The 13,023-nt window shown below is 54.5% G+C and carries 13 protein-coding genes; all 13 read left to right on the top strand.

The window, feature by feature from the left end:
• The first annotated feature begins 8 nt into the window (after positions 1-8).
• The 13 genes from rpoC (at position 9) to rpsC (ending at position 13,016) form a co-directional block, all read left to right on the top strand.
• Positions 9-4,208: a DNA-directed RNA polymerase subunit beta' gene (gene rpoC, locus HRH33_RS24185; RefSeq protein WP_034100999.1), complete on the top strand. Its 4,200-nt coding sequence runs from the start codon at positions 9-11 to the stop codon at positions 4,206-4,208.
• A 216-nt stretch (positions 4,209-4,424) separates the two neighbouring features.
• Entirely contained in the window at positions 4,425-4,796 is a 372-nt protein-coding gene (gene rpsL, locus HRH33_RS24180) for a 30S ribosomal protein S12 (RefSeq protein WP_002555494.1), read from the top strand.
• 118 nt (positions 4,797-4,914) lie between these two features.
• A complete protein-coding gene (gene rpsG / locus HRH33_RS24175; RefSeq protein ID WP_002555493.1) occupies positions 4,915-5,385 on the top strand; it encodes a 30S ribosomal protein S7 in 471 nt (156 codons plus the stop codon).
• Between the two features lie 30 nt (positions 5,386-5,415).
• Positions 5,416-7,521 carry an elongation factor G gene (gene fusA / locus HRH33_RS24170; protein ID WP_034100998.1) on the top strand — a complete coding sequence of 702 codons (2,106 nt, stop codon included), beginning with the start codon at positions 5,416-5,418 and terminating at the stop codon, positions 7,519-7,521.
• 30 nt (positions 7,522-7,551) lie between these two features.
• A complete protein-coding gene (gene tuf, locus HRH33_RS24165; RefSeq protein WP_034139514.1) occupies positions 7,552-8,745 on the top strand; it encodes an elongation factor Tu in 1,194 nt (397 codons plus the stop codon).
• Between the two features lie 156 nt (positions 8,746-8,901).
• Positions 8,902-9,213: a 30S ribosomal protein S10 gene (rpsJ, locus tag HRH33_RS24160; RefSeq protein ID WP_003186070.1), complete on the top strand. Its 312-nt coding sequence runs from the start codon at positions 8,902-8,904 to the stop codon at positions 9,211-9,213.
• A gap of 81 nt (positions 9,214-9,294) precedes the next feature.
• On the top strand, positions 9,295-9,930 hold the full coding sequence (rplC, locus tag HRH33_RS24155) for a 50S ribosomal protein L3 (RefSeq protein WP_003194649.1): 636 nt from the start codon (positions 9,295-9,297) through the stop codon (positions 9,928-9,930).
• A 12-nt stretch (positions 9,931-9,942) separates the two neighbouring features.
• Positions 9,943-10,545 carry a 50S ribosomal protein L4 gene (gene rplD, locus HRH33_RS24150; protein WP_003176424.1) on the top strand — a complete coding sequence of 201 codons (603 nt, stop codon included), beginning with the start codon at positions 9,943-9,945 and terminating at the stop codon, positions 10,543-10,545.
• Complete coding sequence (rplW, locus tag HRH33_RS24145) at positions 10,542-10,841, top strand: 50S ribosomal protein L23 (protein WP_002555488.1); 300 nt, start codon at positions 10,542-10,544, stop codon at positions 10,839-10,841. Before rplD ends, rplW begins: the two co-directional genes overlap by 4 nt.
• A gap of 14 nt (positions 10,842-10,855) precedes the next feature.
• A complete protein-coding gene (rplB, locus tag HRH33_RS24140) occupies positions 10,856-11,680 on the top strand; it encodes a 50S ribosomal protein L2 (RefSeq protein WP_167418232.1) in 825 nt (274 codons plus the stop codon).
• 16 nt (positions 11,681-11,696) lie between these two features.
• On the top strand, positions 11,697-11,972 hold the full coding sequence (rpsS, locus tag HRH33_RS24135) for a 30S ribosomal protein S19 (protein WP_002555486.1): 276 nt from the start codon (positions 11,697-11,699) through the stop codon (positions 11,970-11,972).
• An 11-nt stretch (positions 11,973-11,983) separates the two neighbouring features.
• Positions 11,984-12,316 carry a 50S ribosomal protein L22 gene (gene rplV / locus HRH33_RS24130; RefSeq protein ID WP_003103908.1) on the top strand — a complete coding sequence of 111 codons (333 nt, stop codon included), beginning with the start codon at positions 11,984-11,986 and terminating at the stop codon, positions 12,314-12,316.
• A gap of 13 nt (positions 12,317-12,329) precedes the next feature.
• Positions 12,330-13,016, top strand: coding sequence for a 30S ribosomal protein S3 (rpsC, locus tag HRH33_RS24125; protein WP_003176422.1), 687 nt, complete (start codon positions 12,330-12,332; stop codon positions 13,014-13,016).
• The last annotated feature ends 7 nt before the right edge of the window (positions 13,017-13,023 follow it).

Here is a 13,023-nt window from a genome sequence, read left to right as displayed (position 1 = left end):
GAAAGGCCTTGAAAGACCTACTGAATTTGCTGAAAAACCAGGGTCAAGTCGAAGAGTTCGACGCCATCCGTATTGGGTTGGCATCGCCTGAGATGATCCGCTCGTGGTCGTTCGGTGAAGTTAAAAAGCCGGAAACCATCAACTATCGTACGTTCAAACCTGAGCGTGACGGTCTGTTCTGCGCCAAGATCTTTGGCCCGGTAAAGGATTACGAGTGCCTGTGCGGTAAGTACAAGCGCTTGAAGCACCGTGGTGTGATCTGCGAGAAGTGCGGCGTTGAAGTTGCGCTGGCCAAGGTTCGTCGTGAGCGCATGGCACACATCGAGCTAGCTTCGCCGGTTGCCCACATCTGGTTCCTGAAATCGCTGCCGTCCCGTATCGGCTTGCTGATGGACATGACCCTGCGTGATATCGAGCGCGTTCTCTACTTTGAGAGCTATGTCGTTATCGATCCAGGCATGACTACCCTTGAAAAAGGTCAGCTGCTGAACGATGAGCAGTACTTCGAAGCGCTGGAAGAGTTCGGCGATGATTTCGATGCTCGCATGGGTGCCGAAGCTGTGCGCGAACTGCTGCACGCTATCGACCTGGAGCACGAGATTGGCCGTCTGCGCGAAGAAATTCCGCAAACCAATTCCGAAACCAAGATCAAGAAGCTGTCCAAGCGTCTGAAGTTGATGGAGGCCTTCCAAGGTTCCGGCAACTTGCCAGAATGGATGGTGCTGACCGTTCTGCCGGTTCTGCCGCCAGACCTGCGTCCGCTGGTGCCGTTGGATGGTGGTCGTTTCGCAACGTCCGACCTCAACGACCTGTACCGTCGCGTGATCAACCGTAACAACCGATTGAAGCGCCTGCTCGATTTGTCCGCTCCGGACATCATCGTGCGTAACGAAAAGCGTATGTTGCAAGAAGCTGTCGATGCATTGCTCGACAACGGTCGTCGTGGTCGCGCTATCACCGGTTCGAACAAGCGTCCTTTGAAATCCTTGGCTGACATGATCAAGGGTAAGCAAGGTCGTTTCCGTCAGAACTTGCTCGGTAAGCGTGTTGACTACTCCGGTCGTTCGGTAATTACCGTAGGCCCGACCCTGCGTCTGCATCAGTGCGGTCTGCCTAAGAAAATGGCGCTTGAACTATTCAAGCCGTTCATCTTCGGCAAGCTGGAAATGCGCGGTCTCGCGACCACCATCAAAGCGGCCAAGAAAATGGTCGAGCGCGAACTGCCAGAGGTTTGGGACGTTCTCGCTGAAGTGATTCGCGAACACCCGGTTCTCCTCAACCGTGCACCGACACTTCACCGTCTGGGTATCCAGGCGTTTGAGCCGGTACTCATCGAAGGTAAGGCTATCCAGCTGCACCCTCTGGTTTGTGCTGCGTACAACGCCGACTTCGACGGCGACCAAATGGCCGTTCACGTACCGCTGACCCTGGAAGCCCAGTTGGAAGCGCGTGCGTTGATGATGTCGACCAACAACATTCTGTCGCCAGCCAACGGTGAGCCAATCATCGTTCCGTCGCAGGACGTTGTATTGGGTCTGTACTACATGACGCGTGAAGCGATCAACGCCAAAGGCGAAGGCCGTGTGTTCGCTGACCTGCAGGAAGTTGACCGTGTGTTCCGTGCCGGCGAAGCCGCACTGCACGCCAAGGTCAAAGTGCGGATCAACGAAACCGTCAACGACCGTGATGGCGGCAGCGTGACCAACACCCGTATCGTCGACACCACTGTCGGCCGTGCGCTGTTGTATCAGGTTGTGCCAAAAGGTCTGTCGTACGATGTCGTCAACCTGCCAATGAAGAAAAAGGCGATCTCCAAGCTGATCAACCAGTGCTACCGCGTGGTTGGTTTGAAAGAGACCGTGATCTTCGCTGACCAGTTGATGTACACCGGTTTTGCTTATTCGACCATTTCCGGCGTTTCCATCGGTGTTAACGACTTCGTTATCCCGGATGAAAAAGCCCGCATCATCGGTGCCGCTACCGACGAAGTGAAAGAGATCGAAAGCCAGTATGCCTCTGGCCTGGTAACCCAGGGCGAGAAGTACAACAAGGTGATCGACCTTTGGTCCAAGGCCAACGATGAAGTTTCCAAGGCGATGATGGCCAACCTCTCGAAAGAGAAGGTCATCGACCGTCACGGCGACGAAGTTGACCAGGAGTCCTTCAACTCGATGTACATGATGGCCGACTCGGGCGCACGGGGTTCTGCTGCGCAGATCCGTCAGCTCGCCGGTATGCGTGGTCTGATGGCCAAGCCGGACGGTTCCATCATCGAAACGCCGATTACCGCGAACTTCCGTGAAGGTTTGAGTGTACTTCAGTACTTCATCTCCACTCACGGTGCTCGTAAAGGTCTGGCGGATACCGCGTTGAAAACCGCTAACTCCGGTTACCTGACTCGTCGTCTGGTAGACGTTGCACAAGATCTGGTTGTAACAGAGATCGATTGCGGTACCGAGCACGGCCTGCTGATGACTCCGCACATTGAAGGCGGTGACGTTGTAGAGCCGTTGGGTGAGCGCGTATTGGGTCGTGTAATTGCCCGTGACGTATTCAAGCCGGGTACCGAGGAAGTTATCGTTCCTGCTGGCACTCTGGTAGATGAGAAGTGGGTTGAGTTCATCGAGCTCAACAGCATCGACGAAGTGATTGTTCGCTCACCGATCAGCTGCGAAACCCGCTACGGCATTTGCGCCAAGTGCTATGGCCGTGACTTGGCTCGTGGTCACCAAGTGAACATCGGTGAAGCGGTCGGCGTTATCGCTGCCCAGTCCATCGGTGAGCCAGGTACTCAGTTGACCATGCGTACGTTCCACATTGGTGGTGCGGCAAGCCGAACCTCCGCGGCTGACAGTGTTCAGGTGAAGAATGGCGGTACTGTCCGCCTGCACAACCTCAAGCACGTTGAGCGAGTGGATGGTCACCTGGTTGCTGTGTCCCGTTCCGGTGAGCTGGCAATCGCTGATGACTACGGTCGTGAGCGTGAGCGTTACAAGCTGCCGTACGGTGCTGTGATTTCGGTTAAGGAAGGTGACAAGGTCGACGCTGGCGCAATCGTGGCCAAGTGGGATCCGCACACTCACCCAATCGTTACCGAAATGAAAGGTACCGTGACCTACGTGGGCATGGAAGAAGGCATCACGATCAAGCGTCAGACTGACGAATTGACCGGTATGACCAACATTGAAGTACTTGACGCGAAAGACCGTCCAGCTGCTGGTAAAGATATCCGTCCAGCCGTGAAGATGGTCGACGACAACGGCAAGGATCTGTTGCTGCCAGGCACTGACGTAATCGCCCAGTACTTCCTGCCAGCTAACGCCCTCGTCGGTGTGGCTGACGGCGCGAAGATCGCGATCGGTGATGTTATCGCGCGTATCCCGCAGGAAACTTCGAAGACCCGTGACATCACCGGTGGTCTGCCGCGTGTTGCCGACTTGTTCGAAGCTCGTCGTCCGAAAGAAGCTTCGATTTTGGCTGAAGTCAGCGGCACCATCGCGTTCGGTAAAGAGACCAAAGGCAAGCGCCGTCTGGTCATTACCCCGAACGACGGTAGTGATCCGTATGAGGAGCTGATTCCGAAGTGGCGTCACCTGAACGTGTTCGAAGGTGAGCAGGTAAACCGCGGCGAAGTTATTTCCGACGGTCCAAGCGATCCTCACGACATCCTGCGTCTGCTGGGTGTAAGTGCGCTGGCCAAGTACATCGTGAACGAGATCCAGGACGTTTACCGTCTGCAGGGCGTGAAGATCAACGATAAGCACATCGAAACCATCCTGCGTCAGATGCTGCGTAAAGTTGAAATCGCTGAATCCGGCGATTCCAGTTTCATCAAGGGCGACCAGATGGAACTGACTCATGTGCTGGTGGAAAACGAGCGTCTGGCGAACGAAGATAAGTTCGTTTCCAAGTTCACTCGCGTACTGCTGGGTATCACCAAGGCCTCGTTGTCCACTGAGTCGTTCATCTCGGCGGCCTCCTTCCAGGAGACCACCCGCGTACTGACCGAAGCAGCGGTAACCGGCAAGCGCGACTACCTGCGCGGTCTGAAAGAAAACGTGGTTGTGGGTCGTTTGATCCCAGCCGGTACCGGTTTGGCCTATCACAGCGAGCGTAAGCGTCGTCGTGATGCCGACAAGCCGTTGCGCGTAAGCGCCAGTGAAGTGGAAGCTGCACTGACCGAAGCGCTGAACTCAAGCGGTAACTGAGTTCTGCGGTAGATGAGTCTAGGCCCTGACAGCTCCGTTCGTCGGATTGAGGCAATTTTGCTTCAGTTCGATGGGTGGGGAGGTCGGGGCCTTGCCTTGACTGGGGGCAAGATCCTCTTTAGACTCTTGTACCCCTAAATTTGGCGGGAATTCGTTCCTGCCATTTTGCTTTTCTTGCAAGACAATAGCGTCGCAAGACAACAGTGGAGCTAGTAGATGGCAACTATCAACCAGCTGGTACGTCAGCCGCGTAAGCGTATCGTCGAGAAATCCGACGTGCCTGCGCTGCAGAACTGCCCGCAACGTCGTGGCGTATGCACTCGTGTGTATACCACTACGCCGAAAAAACCTAACTCGGCACTGCGTAAAGTATGCCGTGTGCGTCTGACCAACGGTTTCGAGGTTTCCTCGTACATCGGCGGTGAAGGCCACAACCTTCAAGAGCACAGCGTGGTACTGATCCGCGGCGGTCGTGTAAAAGACTTGCCAGGTGTTCGTTACCACACCGTACGCGGTTCCTTGGATACTTCCGGCGTTAAAGGTCGTAACCAGGGTCGTTCGAAGTACGGTACCAAGAAGCCTAAGTAGTAGCGGCTTTTTGTAAACCTGAATCATCTTATTTTCTGAGTCGATAAGAGTAAGGTCGGAGGCGTCCCGAAAGGGCACCGATTCCGAGCGAACCTGAAGACCGTTTGAGGGCTTATCCATGCCAAGAAGACGCGTAGCAGCCAAGCGCGAAGTGCTTGACGATCCAAAATACGGAAGCCAAATCCTGGCCAAGTTCATGAACCACGTAATGGAAAGCGGCAAGAAAGCCGTTGCCGAGCGTATCGTTTATGGCGCGCTGGAAAAGGTTAAAGAACGCAAGAACAGCGACCCCCTGGAAATCTTCGAGAAAGCTCTCGACGCCATCGCTCCGCTGGTCGAAGTGAAGTCGCGCCGTGTAGGCGGTGCTACTTACCAGGTTCCGGTTGAAGTTCGTCCGTCCCGTCGTAACGCTCTGGCAATGCGCTGGTTGGTAGACTTCGCCCGTAAGCGTGGCGAGAAGTCTATGGCTCTGCGTTTGGCCGGCGAACTGTTGGACGCTGCTGAAGGTAAAGGTGCTGCTGTTAAGAAGCGTGAAGACGTGCACCGTATGGCTGAAGCCAACAAAGCTTTCTCGCACTACCGCTTCTAATTTTAGCTTCACTAATTTTGCGAGGGCTTTATGGCTCGTACTACTCCGATTAGCCGCTACCGTAACATCGGTATCGTCGCACACGTGGATGCTGGTAAAACCACCACCACTGAGCGCGTACTGTTTTACACCGGCAAAAGTCACAAAATGGGCGAGGTGCATGACGGCGCCGCGACCACAGACTGGATGGTTCAGGAGCAGGAGCGTGGTATTACCATTACTTCTGCTGCTATTACCGCCTTCTGGAAAGGTTCTGAGAAGCAGTACAAAGACGAGCATCGCTTCAACGTAATCGATACCCCGGGCCACGTGGACTTCACCATTGAAGTTGAGCGTTCCCTGCGTGTGCTCGACGGCGCTGTCGTTGTGTTCTGCGGTACTTCGGGTGTTGAGCCTCAGTCGGAAACCGTATGGCGTCAAGCCAACAAATACGGCGTGCCGCGTCTTGTTTACGTAAACAAGATGGACCGTGCTGGTGCCAACTTCCTGCGCGTGATCGGTCAGATCAAGCAGCGTCTGGGTCACACTCCGGTGCCGATCCAGTTGGCTATCGGTTCCGAAGACAACTTCCAGGGTCAAATTGATCTGATCAACATGGAAGCTGTCTACTGGAACGATGCCGACAAGGGTATGGTTCCTGTTCGTAAGCCTATCCCTGCTGAATTGCAGGAACTGGCTGATGAGTGGCGCAACAACATGGTCGAGGCTGCTGCCGAAGCCAGCGAAGAACTGATGAACAAGTACCTCGAAGGTGAAGAGCTCACCAACGTGGAAATCAAGGCCGCTCTGCGTCAGCGTACTATCGCTGGTGAGATCGTCTTGGCTGTTTGTGGTTCTTCCTTCAAGAACAAGGGTGTTCCCCTGGTTCTCGACGCCGTTATCGACTTCTTGCCTGCCCCGACTGACATTCCTGCTATCAAGGGTACTAACCCTGATAACGAGGAAGAAGAGATGGAGCGTCACGCTGACGACAGCGAGCCGTTCTCGGCTCTGGCGTTCAAGATCGCTACCGACCCATTCGTGGGTACTTTGACCTTTGTCCGCGTTTACTCGGGCGTGTTGGCATCCGGCGACGGCGTGATCAACTCGGTTAAAGGCAAGAAAGAGCGTGTGGGTCGTATGGTGCAGATGCACGCAAACGCCCGTGAAGAGATCAAGGAAGTTCGCGCTGGCGACATCGCGGCCTTGATCGGCATGAAGGATGTCACCACTGGTGAGACTTTGTGCGACGCCGCTAAGCCAATCATCCTGGTTCGCATGGACTTCCCGGAGCCGGTTATTTCGGTTGCGGTAGAGCCTAAGACCAAGGATGACCAGGAAAAAATGGGTATCGCTCTGGGCAAGCTTGCTCAGGAAGATCCATCTTTCCGCGTCAAGACTGATGAAGAGACTGGTCAAACGATCATCTCCGGCATGGGCGAGCTGCACCTGGACATCCTGGTAGACCGGATGCGCCGTGAGTTCAACGTCGAAGCCAACATCGGTAAGCCTCAGGTTTCGTATCGTGAGCGCATCACGAAGAACTGTGAAATCGAAGGCAAGTTCGTTCGTCAGTCCGGCGGTCGTGGTCAGTTCGGTCACTGCTGGATCCGTTTTGCTCCTGCTGACGAAGGTCAGGAAGGTCTGCAATTCGTGAACGAAGTAGTGGGTGGTGTCGTTCCTAAGGAATACATCCCTGCTATCCAGAAGGGTATCGAAGAGCAGATGAAGAACGGTGTTGTTGCCGGCTATCCGCTGATCGGCCTGAAAGCAACCGTTTTTGACGGTTCTTACCACGACGTCGACTCCAACGAGATGGCGTTTAAGGTGGCTGCTTCCATGGCAACCAAGCAACTGGCCCAGAAGGGTGGTGGTGAGTTGCTTGAGCCAATCATGGCGGTAGAAGTTGTTACACCTGAAGACTATATGGGTGATGTCATGGGCGACCTTAACCGTCGTCGCGGCATGATCTTGGGTATGGAAGATACGGTTTCCGGCAAAGTGATTCGCGCCGAGGTTCCGTTGGGTGAGATGTTCGGTTATGCGACCGACGTTCGCTCCATGTCTCAGGGTCGCGCAAGCTACTCTATGGAATTCAAAAAATACAACACAGCTCCGGCGCACATCGCTGAAACTGTATCCAAAAAACAAGGCTGATTCAGTCCTTTAGGCAAGGAGTTAATTGTCGTGGCTAAAGAAAAATTTGATCGTTCCCTACCGCACGTCAACGTTGGCACTATCGGTCACGTTGACCACGGTAAAACCACTCTGACTGCTGCTCTGACTCGCGTCTGCTCCGAAGTTTTCGGTTCGGCCGTAGTTGAATTCGACAAGATCGACAGCGCGCCAGAAGAAAAAGCTCGTGGTATCACCATCAACACCGCGCACGTCGAGTACAACTCGAACATTCGTCACTACGCTCACGTTGACTGCCCAGGTCACGCTGACTACGTGAAGAACATGATCACTGGTGCTGCCCAGATGGACGGCGCGATCCTGGTTTGCTCGGCCGCTGATGGTCCGATGCCACAAACCCGTGAGCACATCCTGCTGTCCCGTCAGGTAGGCGTTCCGTACATCGTGGTTTTCCTGAACAAGGCTGACCTGGTAGACGACGCTGAGCTGCTGGAACTGGTAGAGATGGAGGTGCGCGATCTGTTGAGCACTTACGACTTCCCAGGCGACGACACTCCAATCATCATTGGTTCGGCCCGTATGGCGCTGGAAGGCAAAGATGACAACGAGATGGGCACCACTGCCGTCAAGAAGCTGGTAGAAACTCTGGACACCTACATTCCAGAGCCAGAGCGTGCTATCGACAAGCCGTTCCTGATGCCAATCGAAGACGTATTCTCGATCTCCGGTCGTGGTACTGTTGTGACTGGTCGTATTGAGCGCGGTATCGTTCGCGTACAAGATCCACTGGAAATCGTTGGTCTGCGTGACACTACCGTCACCACCTGCACCGGTGTTGAAATGTTCCGTAAGCTGCTCGACGAAGGTCGTGCTGGCGAGAACTGCGGCGTTCTGCTGCGTGGTACCAAGCGTGACGACGTTGAGCGTGGTCAGGTTCTGGTTAAGCCGGGTTCGGTTAAGCCGCACACCAAGTTCACTGCAGAAGTTTACGTTCTGAGCAAGGAAGAAGGCGGTCGTCACACTCCGTTCTTCAAAGGCTACCGTCCACAGTTCTACTTCCGTACTACTGACGTGACCGGTAACTGCGAATTGCCAGAAGGCGTTGAAATGGTAATGCCAGGCGATAACATTCAGATGACTGTTACCCTGATCAAAACCATCGCGATGGAAGACGGTCTGCGCTTCGCTATCCGTGAAGGCGGCCGTACCGTTGGTGCTGGCGTTGTAGCTAAAATCATCGAGTAAGCTCTTTTAGAGTTTGCTTTGATGTTTTGAAAAAGCCCCCGCTCAGCGGGGGCTTTTTTATTGGGTTGACACCTATCGGGGCCGTCTATAGAATTGCGCCTCCTTTTAACGGGCGTATTGCGCTCGGTGGGAATAGCAGCCGGAGTCTGAAATCCAATGCAAAATCAGCAAATCCGTATCAGGTTGAAGGCCTTTGACCATCGCCTGATCGACCAATCCACCCAGGAAATCGTGGAAACCGCGAAACGTACTGGTGCTCAAGTGCGTGGTCCAATTCCACTGCCTACCCGTAAAGAGCGGTTCACCGTTCTGGTCTCCCCGCACGTCAACAAAGACGCGCGTGACCAGTACGAGATCCGTACTCATAAGCGCGTACTGGACATCGTCCAGCCAACGGATAAAACCGTTGATGCTCTTATGAAGCTCGATCTGGCGGCCGGTGTGGAAGTACAGATCAGCCTCGGCTAAGACTTGGGTCTTAGTCGTGTAACGCTCTGAAATGGGCGGCCATAGCGGGTGAAAGCCCCGTACACTCATGAGGTTTACAACATGACTATTGGTGTAGTCGGTCGTAAATGCGGTATGACCCGTATTTTCACCGAAGAAGGTGTCTCCATTCCGGTCACGGTCATTGAGATCGAGCCGAATCGCGTCACCCAGTTCAAAACTGAAGAAACCGATGGCTATCGTGCAGTGCAAGTCACTGTCGGCGAGCGTCGTGCTTCGCGCGTGACTGCTGCTCAAGCAGGTCACTTCGCTAAAGCAAACGTTGCAGCTGGTCGTACTGTTATGGAGTTCCGTCTTGAAGATGGTGACTACCAAGCTGGCGATCTGATCAACGCTGAAATCTTTGCTGCTGGTCAACTGGTTGATGTGACCGGTCAGTCCAAAGGTAAAGGCTTCCAGGGTACGATCAAGCGTTGGAATTTCCGTGGCCAAGACAACACTCACGGTAACTCCGTCTCCCACCGCGTCCCGGGCTCTATTGGCCAGTGCCAGACTCCTGGTCGTGTATTCAAGGGCAAGAAAATGTCCGGTCATATGGGCGCTGAGCGCGTGACCGTGCAGTCCCTCGAAGTAGTGCGCGTCGACGCTGAACGCAATCTGTTGTTGGTCAAGGGTGCTGTTCCTGGCGCTACTGGCGGCAACCTGGTTGTACGTCCAGCGGCCAAGGCTCGCGGTTAAGGGGAAGCTGACATGCAATTAAATGTAAATGACGCTCAAGCGATCGAAGTTTCCGAACTGACATTTGGCGGCGAATTCAACGAGACGCTGGTTCACCAAGCAGTCGTGGCCTACATGGCCGGCGGCCGTCAAGGTAGCAAGCAGCAAAAGACCCGTTCCGACGTTCGTGGTGGCGGTAAGCGCCCTTGGCGTCAGAAAGGTACTGGCCGTGCTCGTGCTGGTACCATCCGTAGCCCAATCTGGCGTGGCGGCGGTACCACTTTTGCAGCTCGTCCGCAGGATCACTCTCAGAAGCTCAACAAGAAGATGTATCGCGCAGCTCTGCGCTCCATCCTTGCTGAACTCGTGCGTACTGATCGCCTGGTCGTGGTTCAGGACTTCGCTGTTGAAAGTCCAAAAACCAAAGATCTGCTGGGCAAACTGAACAACATGAGCCTGACCGACGTTTTGATCGTGTCTGAAGCTGTTGATCAGAACCTGTACCTGGCTGCTCGCAACCTGCCACACGTTGATGTACGTGACGTGCAAGGTTCCGATCCAGTTAGTCTGATCGCATACGACAAGGTGTTGATCACCGTGTCGGCCGTGAAGAAATTCGAGGAGCTGCTGGGATGAACCAGGAACGCGTATTTAAAGTTCTGCTTGGCCCGCACGTTTCCGAAAAGGCTACGGTTCTGGCTGACAAGAAAGGCCAGTTCGTTTTCAAGGTTGCAACTGACGCAACCAAGCTGGAAATCAAGAAGGCCGTCGAAAGCCTGTTCAGCGTGAAAGTAGAGCGTGTTACTACCCTGAATGTTCTGGGTAAGAGCAAGCGCACTGCTCGCGGTCTGGGCAAGCGCAATGACTGGAAGAAGGCAGTTATCTCCCTTCAGCCAGGCCAAGATCTCGATTTCAGCAGCAGTGCTGAGTAAGGAAGGGGTGCATCATGGCAATCGTTAAATGCAAACCGACTTCCCCTGGCCGCCGTTTTGTGGTCAAGGTGGTCAACCAGGAGCTGCATAAAGGCGCTCCTCACGCACCGCTGCTCGAGAAGAAATCGAAGTCTGGTGGTCGTAACAACAATGGTCGTATTACCACTCGTCACATTGGTGGTGGCCATAAGCAGCATTATCGTCTGGTCGACTTCCGTCGCAACGACAAAGATGGCATCGCTGCCATTGTCGAACGTATCGAATACGATCCAAACCGTACTGCTCATATCGCTCTGCTGCTGTACGCAGATGGCGAGCGTCGCTACATCATCGCCCCTAAAGGCGTGAGCGCTGGCGACCAGCTGATCGCAGGTGCTCTGGCACCGATCAAGCCGGGCAACGCTCTGCAACTGCGTAATATTCCAGTTGGTAGCACCGTACACGGCATCGAATTGAAGCCAGGTAAAGGCGCGCAAATCGCTCGTTCCGCTGGCGCTTCGGCTCAGCTGATCGCTCGTGAAGGTGTCTACGTGACCCTGCGTCTGCGTTCTGGTGAGATGCGTAAAGTACTGGCTGAATGCCGTGCGACCTTGGGTGAAGTCTCGAACTCCGAGCACAGCCTGCGTTCGCTGGGTAAAGCTGGTGCCAAACGCTGGCGTGGCGTTCGCCCAACCGTTCGTGGTGTTGCCATGAACCCGGTTGACCACCCACATGGTGGTGGTGAAGGTCGTACCTCTGGTGGTCGTCATCCGGTATCGCCATGGGGCTTCCCGACTAAGGGCGCGAAGACTCGTGGTAATAAGCGTACCGACAAAATGATCGTCCGTCGTCGCAAGTAAATAGAGGGATACGACAGTGCCACGTTCTCTGAAAAAAGGTCCTTTTATTGATCTTCACCTACTGAAGAAGATCGAAGTGGCGGCGGAAAAGAACGATCGCAAACCAGTTAAGACCTGGTCGCGTCGCTCGATGATCCTGCCACAAATGGTCGGTTTGACCATCGCAGTACACAACGGTCGTCAACACGTCCCCGTTCTTGTTAACGAAGACATGGTCGGCCACAAACTGGGCGAGTTTGCCGGTACCCGCACTTATCGTGGGCACGTGGCAGACAAGAAAGCCAAGCGTTAAGGGGTAAGGAAATGGAAGTAGCCGCTAAGTTGTCGGGCGCTCGAATCTCCGCCCAGAAAGCCCGCTTGGTCGCCGACCAGATCCGCGGGAAGAAGGTGGGCGAAGCGCTCAACCTGTTGGCTTTCAGCAGTAAGAAAGCCGCCGAGATCATGAAGAAAGTGCTGGAGTCGGCCGTAGCCAACGCCGAGCATAACGAAGGCGCAGACGTTGATGACCTGAAGGTCAGCACCGTTTTCGTCAACGAAGGGCGTTCGCTGAAGCGCATCATGCCACGTGCCAAAGGCCGTGCTGATCGCATCGTCAAGCGGTCTTGCCATATCACTGTCAAGGTTGCTGACAAGTAACGGAGTCGAAGAGATGGGTCAGAAAGTACATCCCATTGGCATTCGCCTGGGAATCGTCAAGGAGCACACCTCCGTCTGGTACGCAGACGGTCGGACTTATGCGGACTATTTGTTCGCTGATCTGAAGGTGCGTGAGTATCTCCAAGACAAACTAAAAAGCGCGTCCGTAAGCCGTATCGATATCCATCGTCCGGCCCAAACTGCACGTATCACCATCCACACCGCTCGCCCAGGTATCGTAATCGGGAAGAAAGGTGAAGATGTTGAGAAACTGCGTCAGGACCTGACCAAGCAAATGGGTGTGCCTGTGCACATCAATATCGAAGAGATCCGCAAGCCGGAACTCGACGGTATGCTGGTTGCGCAGAGCGTAGCTCAGCAGCTGGAGCGCCGCGTAATGTTCCGTCGCGCTATGAAGCGCGCCGTACAGAACGCCATGCGCATTGGTGCCAAAGGCATCAAAATCCAAGTGAGCGGTCGTCTCGGCGGTGCTGAAATCGCACGTACTGAATGGTATCGCGAAGGTCGTGTGCCATTGCACACCCTGCGTGCCGACATCGACTATGCCAACTACGAAGCTCACACCACTTACGGTGTGATCGGTGTAAAGGTTTGGATCTTCAAAGGCGAAGTAATTGGTGGTCGCCAAGAAGAACTGAAACCACAAGCACCAGCGCCTCGTAAAAAAGCTGCTAAGTAAGGGGTAC

Origin of the sequence: Pseudomonas rhodesiae (genome assembly GCF_013285305.1) — a bacterium.
Lineage (GTDB): Bacteria > Pseudomonadota > Gammaproteobacteria > Pseudomonadales > Pseudomonadaceae > Aquipseudomonas > Aquipseudomonas rhodesiae.
The sequence above is the reverse complement of the archived record's forward strand: the minus strand, read 5'-3'. Positions and strand labels throughout refer to the sequence as shown.